Here is a 15,862-nt window from a genome sequence, read left to right on the forward strand (position 1 = left end):
GCTAGGGTGCCGTTATAGGTAATGTACAGAGTAAGTACGGCTTGGCAAGGATGCCATTTCAACCCTAAGAAAGGAGCACAATCATGGCAATTTCAGGAATTATCAACACCAATACCTCAGCATTAAGTACGCTGGATGCTTTGAATGGTACGCAAGGAAGTCTCAATACGTATCTTCAGCAGTTGTCCACCGGCAAGAGCATCAACGGCCCTGCGGATAACCCTGCGGGTTACGCCATTGCCCAGCGTTTTCAGACCCAGATCAATGGGTTGAATCAGGCGGTTTCTAACGGTAACCAGGGTGTTTCTCTGGTGCAGACCGCTACAGGTGCCATTCAGAACCAGACCAGCCTGTTGCAGCAGATTCGGACTACAGCGGTGCAGGCAGCCAATGCTTCCAACACCACTTCAGACCGTCAGGCCCTCCAGGGCGTGGTCAGTCAGTTGCTGGCGCAGGTGCAAACCATTGCTACCCAGACCCAGTTCAATGGCCAAAATTTGCTGGATGGCACTTTTGCGGGTGCTGCCTTCCAGGTAGGGGCCAATTCTAACCAGATTATCAACGTGGCGGTTGGAGATACCAAAACGAATGCGATGGGGAATTACGCGACTACTGTGACCAGTCAGGCCAATGGCGCATATTCCTCTACCTCTGGGGCATTCATTGATGGGGGCTATGCTGCTGGTGGGGCATTTACTCTAAGCAGTGGTGCAGCATCAGGTGCTGGTGGAGCCGGGAATTTCGCTACTAACAGCCTTGGCATTTCTGGCTCGGTGGGCAATGCGTCAGTGAGCGTGTCAAGCCCCAGTGAATCAGCTTATAGTCTGGCTCAGAGTGTCAATGCGGTTTCTGCTCAGACAGGGGTTAATGCTCAGGCTTACACCAGTGCAGCCTTTCAGGTCACTGCTACAGGCAGTGTGAGTTTTAGTCTGGGTAATGGCTCCAGCGGAAGTGTATCCAATGCCGTGAATATTTCGGCTACCATTACCAGCGGTGCTGGTGGTCAACTGGATTTGAGCTCTTTGGTTACCGCTATCAACAATCAGGCAGCCATAACCGGTGTGTCTGCCAGTACTCAGACTGTGAATGGAACGCAGGAATTAGTTGTTACACAAAGCCAGGGCCGCAATATTGTGATGGAGGCAGGGACTGGTACAGCCACTTCTGGCATGAGTACTGGGTCAACGGCAAAACTGCAGGCAGTGTCTAATGCAACCGGGAGTGCTGTCGGTGTTGGCGGTGTCTTTTCTTCAGGCAGCGGCGGATTGGTCATCCAGGGTGCTGTGCAATTCCAGTCGGCATCTTCCTATGCCATTGGTAACGCCAGCGGAATCGGCTTTAGTTCTCAGGCGGCCAGTCTGGTTTCTGGTGCAGGTGGTTCGGCTGTTGCGAGTATTAACGTCACCACCGCCGCTGGTGCCCAGCAGGCTATTGGTATTGTCGATCAGGCCATCAACTATCTGAACCAGCAAAACGGTAGTCTGGGTGCTATCCAGAACCGGATTCAGGCTTCGGTTTCCAATGATCAGACTACGGCTACCAACCTGCAGTCTGCGCAGTCGGTAGTTCAGGATGCGAATATTGCGCAGGCGACTTCGCAGTTGACCAAGTATCAGATTCTGCAGCAGGCAGGTATTTCTACCCTGGCGCAGGAAAACTCCTTGCAGCAGAGCTACCTCAAGCTTCTGCCCTAAGGAAATGATGCTTTAATCAGTTTCTCTCCCACTTCTGCAGGGTGGGAGAGTTTTATCAGTGGAGAATCAATATGGATGCTCTCTCTATGGCAAAGCGTTTGTTATCTATACCCGGAAGTGCAGCGTCAGATACGCAGCAGGGAAGTGAGGCGAATGTACCGCCGACACGACCGCCAACAGCGCAGCAAAATACTTTGGATACAACTTTAACAACACCCAAAAACACAACGCTGCACCCTGAAAAAGTGCAACAGGTTATTCAGAAATTACAAAATAATTTACCAGCAAGTGCTTCCGTTACCTTACAGGCTGGTCTGGACCCGGACGGAACCCATCCCGGACAGGTTCTGGTGAAACTCAGTGATAAAGTTACCAAGCAAACATTTTTTGAATATTACGTACCGGCCGAACAGGTTGTGAAAAGTGCTGAAACCGGAGACACATTGCAACCCGGTAGCCTGATGCGTACCAAGGCCTGAATTTTTTGAAATTTATTGTGCAGGAGTAAAGATTATGACCGCTTCACTATCTGGTTTGGTCAGTGGCATTGATGTCCAGTCACTTATTACGAATTTAAGTGCGGCCTATCAGGCACCTATTACTATCCTGCAAAATCAGCAACAATCTTACCAAACTACTTTAAGTGCCTGGGGTACCCTGCAAAGCAGTCTTTCCGGTTTGCAGTCGGCCATGGGCAGCTTGCAGAATCTGGGAAATACCAATAATCGCAGCGTGTCCCTTTCCAATGACAATGCGGCTTCGGCTACGGCTTCAGCCAATGCTCCGCAGGGAAGTTACAGTCTGAGTAATATGGTTCTGGCGCAGTCCCAGAGTCTTTATTCCAGCAATTTTACCAGCGCCACCAATAATTCAGTGGGTACCGGTACCCTGCAAATTCAGGTGGGTAGTGGTGCTGTCCAGAATGTGGCGATCAACGCCTCCAATGACAGTCTGGATGGCATTGCCAGTGCTATCAATCAAGCCAACACCGGAGTGAATGCCGCCGTCGTCTATGATGGTACGGGCTATCGCCTGACGTTGACCGGAAAGGGTACGGGGGTGAATAGTGCTTTTTCGGTCAGTACCAGTGGTGCAACGGGAAGCTTGTCTTCTCTCAGCTACAGCAATGGCGCATCAGGTTCCATGACCTTGAGCCAACAGGCTCAAAATGCCGGTGTCAGCATTAACGGTTTGCCGGTTACCAGTACAACCAATACGATTTCCGGTGCTATTCCCGGAGTGACGCTCAATTTGCTGCAAGCCAGCGGTAGTGCAACCCTGCAGGTTTCCAGCAGTAATAGTGGTTTTGTGTCGGGTGTGCAGAGCTTTGTGAGCGCTTTCAATAAGACCATGGGCACCATCAACCAGCTGACCGCCTATAATGCTCAGGCTGGTTCTGGCGGTCCCTTGTTGGGTGATGCTTCGGTGCAGGGTTTGCGGACCCAGTTGCTGGATATGATTTCCGGACAGGGTATCGGGATCTCTTCGGGTAGTTCGTATAACTCCCTGGGCAGTGTGGGTTTGGGGCTCACCAGCAGTGGTACGATCAGTCTGAATACCGGCACTTTGACTACAGCGCTCTCTGCTGATTTTAATACGGTAGCGGGCCTGTTTGGTCAGGCGGGCAGTACCAGCAATGCCAATGTCCAGTATCTGACGGCGACCAGCGCTACGCAGGCAGGGACTTATGCCATTAATGTGAGTCAGACTGCGACCCAGGCCAGCACATCGGGGAGTGCTGCCATTCCTTCCGGCGGCATTCTTCAGAGTGAAAGTCTGACTTTTGGGTCGGGGGCCAGTTCGGTAGTGGTTTCGTTGAGTTCGGGCAGCACCCTCAATGATATTGTTAATACCATCAATGATAACTTGCAGCAGTCGGGTATGACGGGTATTACCGCCAGTGCCAATAATGGTTATCTCGAATTGCAGTCCAATGCTTACGGGAGCGCCCAGTCTTTCACCGTAAAATCCAATGTGGCTGCAGGTTCTGGCGGTACCGGGATCGGTACCAGCTTGTTGACGGCTACCGGTACCGATGTGGCCGGTACGATTAATGGTCAAAGTACCAGTGGTTCCGGTCAGACCCTGACGGTCACCGGTCCGGGGAATGCCTCTGGTTTGCAGGTCAACATTACCGGAAACAGCACGGGAAATCTGGGAGCCGTAACCCTCAGTCAGGGCCTGTACCAGCAGATGAGTACACTGCTGAGTTCGGCGCTCAATACCCAAAGTGGTTTTGTGAGCGCCGCCCAGAACGGTATAACTTCTTCCATCAATGGTCTGGGTGCGCAGATTACGACGTTGCAACAGTCAGCCTCCAATCAGACCGCTTTGCTCACGCAGCAGTTTGCCGCCATGCAGTCACAACTGTCTTCTTTGCAGTCCACTGGTCAGTATCTAAATGCGTTTTATTCTTCCACTAGTTCCAGCTCGTCCAGTTCCAGTTCGAGCTCCAGTAGTTAAGGGAGGTTTTTTAAGCCATGAGTTTAGCGACAGTCGCCGCCATGCAGGCTTATAAGCAGGTTGGCAATCAGGGGGTATCCAGTGACCGGCTGGTTTTGCTGGGTCTGGAAGGTGTACTGGAATATATTCGGCGCGCCCATTTGGCGATTCAAGCCAAGGACATAAGTGCCAAGGCCGTTTCCATGGACAAGGCCTACCAGTTGACAGCGCATCTTTTAGCCAGCGTGAATTTTGAGGAGGGTGGTGAAATTGCCAAAAATCTCGACAGTCTTTATCGTTTCCTGTTAAATCAGTTGGCACAAGCCAATATTTTTGATGATTTGCAGGCGCTGGATGCCTGCCAGCCGGTGCTGGTAGATCTGCGCGATGCGTGGAGAGGATTGCTGGGTCATTCCTGAGGCATAACTTTCCGCATCTGAAGGAGTGACTGATGCTGGAGCAGCATGCCGTGGTACTGGAAGAGGTGCTTCCCCTGAGTCTGGAGAAGGGTGAAGTAGACACTGCGCGACGCAGTCGTCTGATGCTGGATAATATGGCGCTTCTCAAGGCGTTGCTGGTGATGGATGATCACTTGCTGGTGGAGGATGACAACCGGGAAGCCATCAGCAGCCTCGAGACCAAAATCGATTTGCTGCTACTCCTGGTGGGTAAGGGCATACAAGGACTGGAACCTTTGCCACCTTGTTATTCCTGCTCGCTGGGTGCAGAGGATTTGTATTGGGAGGCAGCGTCTTCAGCAGAGTTTCCCCATGAAAATGGCCCGGTTTGTGTGGCCCTTTTTTTGCGCCCTAGGATTGCCATGCCTTTGTTTCTTCCGGGCATCCTCCGCATGTCAGTGATTCAGCCGGAGGCATGCCCAGAAACGCGATTTCGTTATCATTTGCACTTTGCGCTAGACGCGCGCGTGCAAGAATCACTGGATCGACTAATATTCCGTCATCATCGGCGTTCCATAGCGCGGCAAAAAGATCATCATCATTTCTCCGCAGAATGACAGGCGTTTGTTATGTTCACTGAAGTAAGCACGGAAACCGGGTCGACTCTGGAGAGGCGCAGCCTGTCGCGCGAAAGCTGCGGGCTGGTTGGCAACAGTGTGCCTATTCAGCGCATGACAGCGATGCTGGCCAAAGTGGCAAAAACAGACAGTACCGTCTTGATTCTGGGTGAATCGGGTACTGGTAAGGAAGTTATCGCCCGCTGTCTGCATCAGCACTCCTTGCGTAGTCAGGGGCCTTTTGTGGCGGTGAATTGTGGGGCGATTCCCGAAGAATTGATGGAAAGCGAGCTTTTCGGGCATGAGAAAGGGTCTTTTACGGGAGCTTTGGCTGCGCGTAAAGGCCGTTTTGAACTGGCCGAGGGCGGGACTCTTTTTCTGGATGAAATTGCCGAAATGAGTCCGCAAATGCAAGTGAAACTGCTGCGTGTGCTTCAGGAAAAACAATTTGAACGGGTGGGTGGTGCACGGGTGTTGGCGAGCCATGTACGGATAGTGGCCGCTACGCATCGTGATCTGGAGACGCGGATTCAGGAAGGCAGCTTCAGAGAAGACCTGTATTATCGTCTGAATGTTTTTCCGGTGCGCGTGCCGCCCCTGCGCGATCGTCCGGGTGATATTCATTTGCTGTTCGCCTATTTTATGGATAAGTTGACCACGGAAGGTCATCTCGCCGTTAAGCTTGAGGGAGACTCCCTGCGGGTCCTGGATGCTTATGATTGGCCCGGGAATGTCCGGGAACTCCGCAATCTGGCAGAAAGGCTGGTGATTTTGCATGGTGGTGAGACGCTTTCCTGTGCGGATCTGCCCGCCCGCATGCGTAGTGTGGAAAATTTAGAGCTGCAAGATGAACGGCAAAGTCTTGCCGCCGTGTGGGCAGAGCCTTCGGGGAGCTTGCCGGAGCCGCCCTTTGACCTCAAATTGCACCTGGAAGAAATCGAGAAGGAATTCCTGCTGCAAGCGCTGGCTATGTGCGATCAGGTTGTTGCCCGTGCTGCGGAACGTTTGGGACTGCGCCGGACGACCATGGTCGAGAAACTGAAAAAATACGGACTGAACACGATCAGGGATATGGATCATTAATGTCTGATGATGGCTCCCCGCCCTTGCCTGATGCTTCGAGTCTTATCGAAGCTTTCAAACTCTTCAACCAAACCTCACAAGAACTGACGGAAGCCTACGGTACTCTGCAGCAGGAAGTGCAACGCCTTTCCGCAGAGCTGGCAGAGGCGAATGTGCGTCTTCGCGCCGAACTGCAAGCCAAGGAACAAATGCGTGAACGTCTTGCCCTGCTTCTGGAAATGCTCCCGGGCGCGGTATTGGTGGTGGACCATGCGGCGCTGATTGTGGAAATGAATCCGGAAGCGATTCGTTTGCTGGGTGCGGATTTGCGTGGTTCGGACTGGCAGACCTTGCAACCCAGACCCATGTCGGGTTCCGGGGAGGAGTGGTTGCTGCTGCGCGGGCCAGACAGGGATCAGCCGGTACAGGTGACGCTTGCCGTGAGTGCGCTGCCGGGTGAGGGTGGGCAGGTGATTTTATTGCAGGATGTGACAGCGGCGCGCGCCCGTGAGGAGGCCGCCCAACGACGGGAACGTCTGGCGGCCATGGGCGAAACGATGGCGGGACTGGCGCATCAGTTACGTACCCCTTTGGCCACAGCGCTGCTCTCTGTTTCGCATCTGCAATTTGAACGCGGTCCCGAACATTTTGCGCGGCAGCAGCAGCGCTCGCTGGAAAGGTTGCAACATCTGGATGCGACCATTGATGCTATGCTGCGTTTTTTGCGAGGTGCGGAGCAGGAAAGTGGTTCTGTGGCATTGATCGCGATTCTCCATGCCTTGCAGCGGGAATGGGATCCACATTTTCGTCAAAAAAATGTCACTCTGGAGATTGGGGTTGCACGGGATGACTGGTTTTTGACGGGAACCCTGGCTGCCTGGGTCAGCGTATTGGCCAATGTCCTGCATAATGCGCTGCTTTTCAGCAACCCTGGACAAGCAGTCAGTATGAGGCTTGAAGAAGTTAATCGGGGTATCTTGCGCTTGAGCATTCGGGATTTTGGCCCGGGTATTGCTGAAGCCGATCAGGAAAGGATTTTCATCCCGTTTTATACCACTCGTCGGGATGGCACCGGATTGGGTTTGGCTATTACCCGTAATTTTGTGGTGGCCATGGGGGGAAGTATCGAGCTGGAAAAGGTATCTCCTGGTACCTGCTTGGTGCTGCTTCTGCCGTTATGGCAGGTTGCTCAGCCATTGCCCAGCGGTTCAATGAGTCAGGAGTAGGAAGCATGGAGCAGTACCAGGCGCGTATTTTACTGGTTGAAGATGATGAATATCTGGCTGAAGCCTTGCAGGAGGCGCTGGATGATCAAGGCTATCGGGTGCAATGGGCGGAAGATGGAACGGCCGCATTACGCCTGCTGGCGGCTACGTCTTTTGATCTGGTAGTCAGTGATGTGCAGATGCGTCCTATGGATGGTTATACCCTTTTGAAAACCTTGAGCGTACAACATGATGCACCGCCGGTATTGATGATGACAGCCTGGGGTACGATTTCCGAGGCTGTGCAGGCGTTGCAAAATGGTGCGGTAGATTATGTGGTGAAACCATTTACAGTAGATGTTCTGCTGGAAAAGCTGCGTAAATTTGCTATTCCGCATTTGCCAGCCGATCGCCAAGGACCTGTGGCGCAGTCTCCGGCCATGTTGGCGACGCTGGAAATGGCGAAAAAGGTAGCTTCTACGGATGCCACTGTGTTGCTGATGGGCGAAAGCGGTGTCGGGAAAGAAGTATTGGCACGTTATATTCATCAGCAAAGTCGTCGTCAGACGGGGCCCTTTATTGCGGTTAATTGTGCGGCCATTCCGGAAACCCTTCTCGAAGCCACTTTGTTTGGGCATGAAAAAGGGGCATTTACGGGTGCGGCGCAGAGTAGTGCCGGGAAGTTTGAGCAGGCTCAGGGCGGGACACTGCTGCTTGATGAAGTGACAGAAATGCCTGTTCAATTGCAGGCCAAATTACTGCGGGTGCTGCAGGAGCGTGAGCTGGAGCGGGTCGGAGGCAAGCAGACCATTACCCTCGATATTCGTCTGATTGCCACCAGTAATCGTGATTTGCGCCAGGCCGTGGCGGAAGGAGTTCTGCGGGAAGACCTGTATTATCGTCTACAGGTTTTTCCTATACAGATTCCGCCATTGCGCGAACGCCAGGCGGATATTTTGCCGCTTTCCGAGCATATGTTAAGGCGGCACTGTCAGCAGATGGGGCTTCCCGTAAAAGGGCTCAGTATGGCAGCAAAGCAGCAGCTTTACTTTTATGAATGGCCCGGCAATGTGCGCGAACTGGAAAATGCCCTGCAACGAGCGCTCATTCTCTCGGTAGAAAATGACATTCAGATAAATGATCTGGGTTTACAGGGATCATCTGCAAGCATACCTTTGCCTGAGGCGGGTGCTACATTGGTGGTAGAAACAGCAGACACCGTTGTGGCCCTGGATGATCTGCGTGCGCATCATGAACGTGAGGCCATTGCGTTGGCCTTGAGCCAAAGTCGCGGTTCAAAAACTCAGGCCGCAGAGCGTTTGGGCATTAGTCCCAGGACCTTGCGTCATAAAATCCAGCGCTTTCGGGAAGCCGGTTATGAGTTGGGATAAAACTGGCTCGGATATTGCTTGTAAGTTTCAGGAAAAATAAACGATAGGTGCGACCATGAGTAGTGTAGATTCCCTGGATTCCTTGATGACGCAGTTGCGCGCTTTGGCCGATCAGGCACAGGGTGTCAAAGTGCCGGATAAATCCACTGCCGGTCCGGATGATTTTGCCAACACCCTGAAAAGCATGGTTGGGTCGGTCAATAATCAACAAAGTCAGGCGAATGCATTGCAATCAGATTTTTCCAATGGCGACAAGTCGGTCAGTCTCAGTCAAGTGATGGTTGCTTCGCAAAAAGCGGATCTTTCCTTTCAGACCATGCTTCAGGTGCGCAACAAGCTGGTTTCTGCGTATCAGGACATCATGAATATACAGGCATGATTCCATGTGTTTCGGGCACTTGCGTAGATTCTGCTGATGGCGACTGAAACCGCGACGAATCTCAACCTGGCGGGCGGAGCAGCACAAGTGCAGCGACGCTGGCAGGAGTTACCGCCGAATCGACGTCTGGGCGTGTTGGTAGCTTTGGCTGCTGTGCTTGCCGTTCTGATTGCCGTAATTTTCATGAACGGAAGCACTTCGTACAAGGTGTTGTACACCAATCTTTCGGATCGTGATGGTGGGCAGGTTATTGCCGAGTTACAGAAGCTGAATGTGCCCTATCAAATTGGCGATGGTGGTGCAGTCATTTCTGTACCAGCCAATCAGGTTTATGCGACCCGCATGAAGTTGGCTGCAGACGGGTTACCCAAAGGTGCCGGTGTGGGTTTTGCCATTCTGGACCATGAACCCATGGGTACCAGTGATTTTGTGGAGCATGTGAATTACCAGCGTGCTTTGCAAGGCTCTCTGGAAAGAACCATTGCCTCCCTCAGTTCTGTGGAAGGCGCCAAAGTACATCTGGCCATGCCCAAGCCCTCGGTATTCCTGAGCGAGCAGGAAAAACCTACGGCTTCGGTGATGCTGAACCTGTATCCTGGTCGCGAACTCAGTGGTGCCCAGGTGGCCGGCATTGTTCATCTGGTTGCTGCCAGCGTGCCGGGGCTCTTGGATAAAAATGTTACGGTAGTGGATCAGCATGGCAATATACTGAGCACCCGTGGCAACGCGGATAACGGATTACAACCTTCCCAGCTGGCTTATCAGCGTAGCGTGGACCAGCAATACGAAAAACGTATTCAGGCTATTTTGACCCCTATTGTCGGTGCCAAAGGTGTGCGCGTAGCCGTGTCGGCAGATATTGATTTTGCCAAAAGTGAAAGCAGTTCGGTGAGTTATGGCAAAGGTCAGATTCTTAGCCAGCAGACCCATAGCAGTTCTGGAACCGGTGGTTCGGGGCCTTATGGGGTTCCTGGAGCGCTCTCCAACACACCTCCCGGAGTGGCGGTAGCCCCCTTGGTTGCGCCGGTGGCTTCCAATTTGTCTCCCGGAGCACTTATTGCTCTGGCCCCCACGCTGAAAATGCTGGCACCTACCGAAAGCAGCGCGGATTCGACCACCAACTACGATGTGGACAAGACCATTGTGCACACGGTTCTGCCGGTAGGAACCGTCAAACGCCTGTCTGTGGCAGTTCTCGTCGATGATCAGGTTTCCGAAAGTGCTCTGGGTGCCGTCAAGGCAAAACCTTTATCGACAGCGCAATTGGCGCAAATCCAGCAGCTGGTGGAAGATGCCATTGGCTATAATGCCAAACGTGGCGATACGGTCAAAGTCGTCAATATGCCTTTCACTACCCAGTCAGCGGCAAGTGCTTTGCCCTGGTGGCAGCAGTCCTGGTTCCTGAATCTCATGAACAGCGGGCTGCGTTATCTGGTCATTCTTTTTGTGGCATTACTCCTCTACTTTGGTGTTGTCCGCCCGCTTTTAAAACGCCGTGCGCGCCAGGAACCCAGCATGGAGAGCGCGGATATGGAATCAGGAGAAAAATCCGTGAATGGGGCCCCGGCTTCCTCGCCAGAATCAGCAGCAGCAATGGCTAATGCTGAAGCCATTCGCGAGCAGGTCAATATTCCCGGTAACCCCCTGGAAACAGATTTGTATGTTTCCCGGCAGCTGGTCATGCAAGACCCTGCCAGAGCTGCGCAGGTTGTCAAAGAATGGTTATCTAATGAGCACGAGTGAAGACCTCAGTGGCATAGATCGTAGTGCCATTCTTTTGTTGAGTCTCGGTGAGGATGAAGCTGCCGAAGTCATGCGCCACCTGGGACCGCGAGAAGTGCAGAAACTCGGTGCGGCAATGGCCCGGATGTCGCACATTTCCACGGACCAGGTACAGGTAGTCCTCTCGGATTTTCGTTCCCGACTGGAGCGTCAGACTTCTCTGGGCGTGGGTAGTGACCAGTATATCCGGACCATGTTGACCAAGGCTCTGGGTGCGGATAAAGCGGGTAGTCTGATTGATCGGATTCTTCATGGTGGTGATGCCAGTGGTCTGGAAAATCTGAAATGGATGGATGCCCGTTCCATAGCCGACTTGATCAAACTGGAGCATCCCCAGGTGGTTGCCATGATTTTTGCCTATATGGAGCCGGAGCAGGCGGGAGAGGTCATTCATCATCTTCCTGATCGATTGGTCAGTGAAGCCATGATGCGTCTGGCCAGTCTGGAAACGGTGCAGCCTGCTGCCATTCGTGAGCTGAATGAAATTCTGGAGGAACAGATTTCCGGTGAAGCGCAAAGTCTGCAGGTGGCCAGCTTGGGTGGACCAAAAGCGGCAGCTGATGTTCTGAACCGGCTGGAAACCAGTCTTTCATCGAGCATTCTCGACAACATGCGTGAGACCGATGATGAGTTGGCCGACAAGGTCCAGGAGAAAATGTTTGTCTTTGACGACCTGATCAAGCTGGATGACCGCAGTATGCAGGTGTTACTGCGCGAAATTCCCTCGGATGGTTTTGTGACAGCACTGAAGGGCGCCAATGCCGCCTTGCGCGAAAAATTCTTTGCCAACATGTCCAAACGTGCGGCAGAAATGATGCGCGATGATCTGGAAGCAAAAGGTCCGGTGCGGGTCAGTGAGGTGGAAAGTAGTCAGAAGGCGATTTTGCAGATAGCTACACGACTGGATGCCGCTGGTCAGCTCAGTCTGGGTGGTGGCAGCAGCGAGGCCATGTTGTGATTGGGCATTCCCTGTGAATAAGCGCGCGGAGATCATCTCCAGAGACAGCAGTGCTCAGGTACAGCGCTGGCAATTGCCGGAGGTCAAAAATTTTTCAACAGCTTCCCAAGGTGAGATAGGCTCGCCCCCGGAAGAAGGCGAAACCCTTTCTGCTGCCGCCATCGCTTTACCAACTGCCGAACAACTCCAGGCCATTTATGCGGAAAGTGAGCAGAAAGGACATGAACAGGGTTATCAGCAAGGTTATAAAGAGGGGCAGGCCGAAGGCTATAAAGAGGGGCTAGCCCGGGCAGAAGCTGAAAGGCGTTCTTTGCAGGATATTCTTTCCGGTCTTTTTTCGCCCTTACAGGCCCTGGATGCGAGTGTTGAGCAATCCTTGCTGGCGCTGTCTCTGGAAATTGCCCGCCAGGTTATTCGTCACGAATTGCGGCTGCGCCCGGAAGTCTTGCTACCCTTGTTGAAGGAAGCGTTGCGTGCAGTACCCCTGCGGAGTGTCAACCCGGTTATCCGTTTGCATCCTGATGATGTGGATATGCTGCAGCGTCTGATGCCCGAACTCGCCGACCAGGGAGTGGATCTGCTTGCTGATGCCCAAATCGAACGGGGTGGCGTCCTGGTTTCTGCGGGCCTGGATGGTAATGCGGCTAGACCCGACCGCCGTTGGCAGGATCGGGATCTGGATCATGCGGCCACTCAGCTTGATTTGCGTCTGGAAAATCGCTGGCGTGCCGTCCTCGAACACTTATTTGGCGAGCTTTCGGTATGATGTTGCGCTTTACTGATCGTCAAAAATTGTGGGGAGACGCCCTGAATCATTATACGCAAAGATTACCTGCAACATTCCCCGCCTTGTTACCCAGCGGTCGCCTGGTGCGCATGGTGGGACTGGTTCTGGAAGCCGAAGGGTTTGATGTGAGTGTCGGTACCCGCTGCCGGGTGGAAGCCAGCAATCAACGCGGTATTGATGCCGAAGTGGTAGGTTTTCACAACGAAAAACTGCAGTTGATGGCTGCTGGTGATTTGCATGGAGTCAGGCCTGGTGCCCGGGTTCAACCCTTGTCCGGGGAAGCGCAGGCGAGCGTCAGCGAACGTCTTCTGGGTCGTGTGGTGGATGGGCAGGGTCAGTTTCTGGATGGCCTTGGCCCGGTGTCAGGGCTCATCCGCGTGCCTCTATTGGGTGTCAACATCAATCCCATGCAGCGTGCCCCGGTTAATCGCCCCCTGGATGTTGGGGTGCGCGCCATCAATGCCTTGTTTACCATTGGTCGCGGCGCGCGTATGGGGCTTTTTGCCGGGAGTGGTGTCGGCAAAAGTGTTTTGTTGGGTATGATGGCGCGAAACACCGATGCTGACGTGATTGTGGTGGGGCTGATTGGTGAACGTGGTCGTGAAGTCAAGGAATTTATAGAAGATATTCTTGGCGTCCAGGGATTGCGTCGCGCTGTAGTGGTCGCAGCGCCTGCCGATGTTCCGGCTTTGACCCGAATTCGTGGGGCGCATCTGGCAACGGCCATAGCCGAATACTATCGTAGCCAGGGTAAGCATGTTTTGCTGCTCATGGATTCACTGACCCGGTATGCCATGGCGCAAAGAGAAATTGCCCTGGCAGTCGGCGAACCACCCGCCGTTCGGGGTTATCCACCTTCCGTTTTTGCGCGGCTGCCAGCACTGGTGGAACGGGCGGGCAATGGCCCGGTAGGCGGCGGGAGTATTACGGCTTTCTATACCGTTTTGATGGAAGGGGATGATCAACAGGACCCTATTGCCGATAATGCCAGGGCAGTTCTTGATGGGCATTTGGTTTTGTCGCGCAGTTTGGCGGAACAGGGCCATTATCCGGCAATTGATCTGGAAGCATCCATCAGTCGGGTCATGCCCAACATCGTGCCTGCTGCTCAGATCAATCAGTTGCATCGTCTAAAACGTCTCTATAGTCGTTATCGCGAACATCAGGATCTGATTGCGGTGGGCGCGTATACACCGGGCATGGATCCATTGCTGGATCAGGCAGTCCGTGCTTATCCGGCGATTCTGGGATTTCTCCGCCAGAATCAGCAGCAGTCCGTGCCTTTGCAGAGTAGTCAGGAGCAATTGGCACAGATCATGGCAACATATATGGAAGAGGGTTAGTTATAGATGATGAGTCGCCAGAACGTCTTGTTATTTTTGCGGGAAGACGCTGATAAAAGACAGAAAGAAATTGCTGTTCGTCTAGGGAAGCAGCGAAGTTTACTGAATGAAGTGCAGCAGAAGTTGCAACTCCTGGAAAACTATCTGCAGCAGTATCGAAAACAGGCGGTTGCTGCCGAGACTTCAGGAATCCTCAGTGCGCAGGCTCTGGATACCCGTAATTTTATTCATCAACTGGAGCAGGTTCTGCAGATTCAGAAGGAAAATGCCCTACGTCAACAGCAAAGCGTGGCGCAAATCCAATCTGAATGGGCCTCTGCCCGTGTGCAGGAAAAAGGCTTTGCCGCTTTGGCACGCCGTATTGAGATAGAACAACATGAGCTGGAATTGCGCAAAATTCAGAAAGAACTGGATGAATGGGCGAATCGTCGCCCCGGTTGTCAATAAGCTGGTGTGAAATTTGCTTGGGTATTGTCTGATATTTTTAAGCTGAGGATTTATCCGGATGGCAGCGGTAAGCATCGTCAACCCCGTGTCTTCATCAAGCCCTGCCCCAAACCCCGTGGGCAAGGTCACTGCGCCAGCAGGTAATGAAAAGCCCGACAGTATAAAATTTGCTGCGGTCATGGCAAAACAACAATCCCGGGAAAAGCCGCCGCAAAACTCACCAGAGCATTCGCAACCCTCAGCTGAAACCGCGCGGGCAGACGCGGCGTATTCTGTGCAATCCGTAAGCGGCAAAAGTTTGCCGCAGCCGCAGTCAAATGTGAGGGGTCAAAATGGATCCGTTGCCAAAGACAGTGACCATAAAAAATCCAAGGATCAATCAGTCAACCCGTCTATTACCATGACAGAAAATTTGCCGAGTATGGTGCTGCCGTTACCTGTCATCATACCGCCGGGTTCCAGTCAGGCACTTTCGTCTGTTGACGTTTCTGCAGAGAGTAACGCTGTTACCCATATGGATGGCCTCGGAAATCAGTCAGCACAAGTATCAGACAAGTCCGTCTTGCACCGATCTTCGCAACCGGGTCTTTTACAGATAGCAGATGCTGATCACCCGGTTACGGACGGAAAATTAACTGCTTCAATAGCGCATTCTGCCATTCAGGATGGATCATCTTCGCAAATTGTCGGACATTTTCTGCAGAATCTCGCTCAGGCTTTCGCTGCGAGTTCCAATACCAGCGCGCAATCTGTCGCATCCAGTGCTTTCAGTAATTCCTGGGCCGATCCCTCCACGCAATTATTGAAGACCGTTTCTGATTCGGGCGTCAGCCTTGCAGGTAATGGTGCGCCGCCGTTACTTGCCAGCACGATTATGTTGCCACCCGCTGCATCTACGCCTTCTGCGCAGGTTGTGGCAGCTCCGGTCGGTGCCAATCCGCAGTGGGGTGAAGCTCTGGGGCAGCAGGTTCAGTTTCTGTTGGGTCAGGGTATTCAACAGGCAACATTACAGCTCAATCCGCCGCATTTAGGTCCTCTGGAAGTGCATTTGGATATTCAGGCCAATGGACAGGCAAATGCGACTTTTATATCGCCGCATCCGGAGGTTCTGCAGGCTATAAGTACGGCCATCCCGCAGTTACAACAAAGCTTTGCCGCTGCGGGTATGAGTCTTGGTCAAGCCAATGTGGGTGCAGATGGCGGTGGACGGTTTTTTTCTAGAAACAGATCAGCCCCGGCAGGCACCGTCAAATCCATGACAGAGCCGCTGGATAGTACTGCGCCTTCCACTATTCTCAGAGTGCATTTGGGCCTGATCAATGCTTTTGCATGAATCTTGCAATGTCCTGACACTCCA

General features: G+C 52.9%; 15 protein-coding genes. All 15 read left to right on the plus strand.

Annotated features, from left to right (window positions below):
- The first annotated feature begins 83 nt into the window (after nt 1-83).
- The 15 genes from HAP95_RS10025 (at nt 84) to HAP95_RS10095 (ending at nt 15,838) form a co-directional block, all read left to right on the plus strand.
- Nucleotides 84-1,694, plus strand: coding sequence for a flagellin N-terminal helical domain-containing protein (locus HAP95_RS10025; RefSeq protein ID WP_215884082.1), 1,611 nt, complete (start codon nt 84-86; stop codon nt 1,692-1,694).
- Between the two features lie 86 nt (nt 1,695-1,780).
- On the plus strand, nt 1,781-2,173 hold the full coding sequence (locus tag HAP95_RS17150) for a hypothetical protein (RefSeq protein WP_226832708.1): 393 nt from the start codon (nt 1,781-1,783) through the stop codon (nt 2,171-2,173).
- A gap of 34 nt (nt 2,174-2,207) precedes the next feature.
- Nucleotides 2,208-4,157, plus strand: coding sequence for a flagellar filament capping protein FliD (gene fliD, locus HAP95_RS10035; protein ID WP_215884083.1), 1,950 nt, complete (start codon nt 2,208-2,210; stop codon nt 4,155-4,157).
- Between the two features lie 17 nt (nt 4,158-4,174).
- A complete protein-coding gene (gene fliS / locus HAP95_RS10040; protein WP_215884084.1) occupies nt 4,175-4,555 on the plus strand; it encodes a flagellar export chaperone FliS in 381 nt (126 codons plus the stop codon).
- Between the two features lie 32 nt (nt 4,556-4,587).
- Nucleotides 4,588-5,151, plus strand: coding sequence for a PilZ domain-containing protein (locus HAP95_RS10045; RefSeq protein WP_215884085.1), 564 nt, complete (start codon nt 4,588-4,590; stop codon nt 5,149-5,151).
- Between the two features lie 12 nt (nt 5,152-5,163).
- Nucleotides 5,164-6,234, plus strand: a complete 1,071-nt coding sequence (locus tag HAP95_RS10050; protein ID WP_215884086.1) for a sigma-54 interaction domain-containing protein — start codon at nt 5,164-5,166, stop codon at nt 6,232-6,234.
- The gene (locus HAP95_RS10055) at nt 6,234-7,439 is read left to right on the plus strand and encodes a sensor histidine kinase (RefSeq protein WP_215884087.1); all 1,206 of its coding nucleotides are present in this window, start codon (nt 6,234-6,236) and stop codon (nt 7,437-7,439) included. The genes HAP95_RS10050 and HAP95_RS10055 overlap by 1 nt, the downstream gene beginning before the upstream one ends.
- A gap of 5 nt (nt 7,440-7,444) precedes the next feature.
- Nucleotides 7,445-8,809 carry a sigma-54-dependent transcriptional regulator gene (locus HAP95_RS10060; RefSeq protein ID WP_215884088.1) on the plus strand — a complete coding sequence of 455 codons (1,365 nt, stop codon included), beginning with the start codon at nt 7,445-7,447 and terminating at the stop codon, nt 8,807-8,809.
- A gap of 55 nt (nt 8,810-8,864) precedes the next feature.
- The gene (gene fliE / locus HAP95_RS10065) at nt 8,865-9,188 is read left to right on the plus strand and encodes a flagellar hook-basal body complex protein FliE (RefSeq protein WP_215884089.1); all 324 of its coding nucleotides are present in this window, start codon (nt 8,865-8,867) and stop codon (nt 9,186-9,188) included.
- A 36-nt stretch (nt 9,189-9,224) separates the two neighbouring features.
- Nucleotides 9,225-10,931 (plus strand): flagellar basal-body MS-ring/collar protein FliF, encoded by a 1,707-nt coding sequence (gene fliF, locus HAP95_RS10070; RefSeq protein ID WP_215884090.1) that lies wholly within the window; start codon nt 9,225-9,227, stop codon nt 10,929-10,931.
- Entirely contained in the window at nt 10,918-11,928 is a 1,011-nt protein-coding gene (gene fliG / locus HAP95_RS10075) for a flagellar motor switch protein FliG (RefSeq protein WP_215884091.1), read from the plus strand. Before fliF ends, fliG begins: the two co-directional genes overlap by 14 nt.
- 13 nt (nt 11,929-11,941) lie before the next feature.
- Nucleotides 11,942-12,694, plus strand: a complete 753-nt coding sequence (locus HAP95_RS10080; protein WP_368356577.1) for a flagellar assembly protein FliH — start codon at nt 11,942-11,944, stop codon at nt 12,692-12,694.
- Complete coding sequence (fliI, locus tag HAP95_RS10085) at nt 12,691-14,058, plus strand: flagellar protein export ATPase FliI (RefSeq protein WP_215884093.1); 1,368 nt, start codon at nt 12,691-12,693, stop codon at nt 14,056-14,058. The genes HAP95_RS10080 and fliI overlap by 4 nt, the downstream gene beginning before the upstream one ends.
- Before the next feature lie 6 nt (nt 14,059-14,064).
- Nucleotides 14,065-14,505, plus strand: coding sequence for a flagellar export protein FliJ (gene fliJ / locus HAP95_RS10090; RefSeq protein ID WP_215884094.1), 441 nt, complete (start codon nt 14,065-14,067; stop codon nt 14,503-14,505).
- Nucleotides 14,506-14,563: 58 nt separating this feature from the next.
- Complete coding sequence (locus HAP95_RS10095) at nt 14,564-15,838, plus strand: flagellar hook-length control protein FliK (protein ID WP_215884095.1); 1,275 nt, start codon at nt 14,564-14,566, stop codon at nt 15,836-15,838.
- Nucleotides 15,839-15,862 lie beyond the last annotated feature (24 nt).

Source organism: Acidithiobacillus sulfurivorans, from assembly GCF_018853815.1.
Taxonomy (GTDB): Bacteria; Pseudomonadota; Gammaproteobacteria; order Acidithiobacillales; family Acidithiobacillaceae; genus Acidithiobacillus; species Acidithiobacillus sulfurivorans.

What these genes read in the sequence shown, in the direction of transcription:
- HAP95_RS10025 (WP_215884082.1), top strand. Translation starts at nt 84, where the DNA reads ATGGCAATTTCAGGAATTATCAACACCAATACCTCAGCATTAAGTACG.
- HAP95_RS17150 (WP_226832708.1), top strand. Translation starts at nt 1,781, where the DNA reads ATGGCAAAGCGTTTGTTATCTATACCCGGAAGTGCAGCGTCAGATACG.
- fliD (WP_215884083.1), top strand. Translation starts at nt 2,208, where the DNA reads ATGACCGCTTCACTATCTGGTTTGGTCAGTGGCATTGATGTCCAGTCA.
- fliS (WP_215884084.1), top strand. Translation starts at nt 4,175, where the DNA reads ATGAGTTTAGCGACAGTCGCCGCCATGCAGGCTTATAAGCAGGTTGGC.
- HAP95_RS10045 (WP_215884085.1), top strand. Translation starts at nt 4,588, where the DNA reads ATGCTGGAGCAGCATGCCGTGGTACTGGAAGAGGTGCTTCCCCTGAGT.
- HAP95_RS10050 (WP_215884086.1), top strand. Translation starts at nt 5,164, where the DNA reads ATGTTCACTGAAGTAAGCACGGAAACCGGGTCGACTCTGGAGAGGCGC.
- HAP95_RS10055 (WP_215884087.1), top strand. Translation starts at nt 6,234, where the DNA reads ATGTCTGATGATGGCTCCCCGCCCTTGCCTGATGCTTCGAGTCTTATC.
- HAP95_RS10060 (WP_215884088.1), top strand. Translation starts at nt 7,445, where the DNA reads ATGGAGCAGTACCAGGCGCGTATTTTACTGGTTGAAGATGATGAATAT.
- fliE (WP_215884089.1), top strand. Translation starts at nt 8,865, where the DNA reads ATGAGTAGTGTAGATTCCCTGGATTCCTTGATGACGCAGTTGCGCGCT.
- fliF (WP_215884090.1), top strand. Translation starts at nt 9,225, where the DNA reads ATGGCGACTGAAACCGCGACGAATCTCAACCTGGCGGGCGGAGCAGCA.
- fliG (WP_215884091.1), top strand. Translation starts at nt 10,918, where the DNA reads ATGAGCACGAGTGAAGACCTCAGTGGCATAGATCGTAGTGCCATTCTT.
- fliI (WP_215884093.1), top strand. Translation starts at nt 12,691, where the DNA reads ATGATGTTGCGCTTTACTGATCGTCAAAAATTGTGGGGAGACGCCCTG.
- fliJ (WP_215884094.1), top strand. Translation starts at nt 14,065, where the DNA reads ATGATGAGTCGCCAGAACGTCTTGTTATTTTTGCGGGAAGACGCTGAT.
- HAP95_RS10095 (WP_215884095.1), top strand. Translation starts at nt 14,564, where the DNA reads ATGGCAGCGGTAAGCATCGTCAACCCCGTGTCTTCATCAAGCCCTGCC.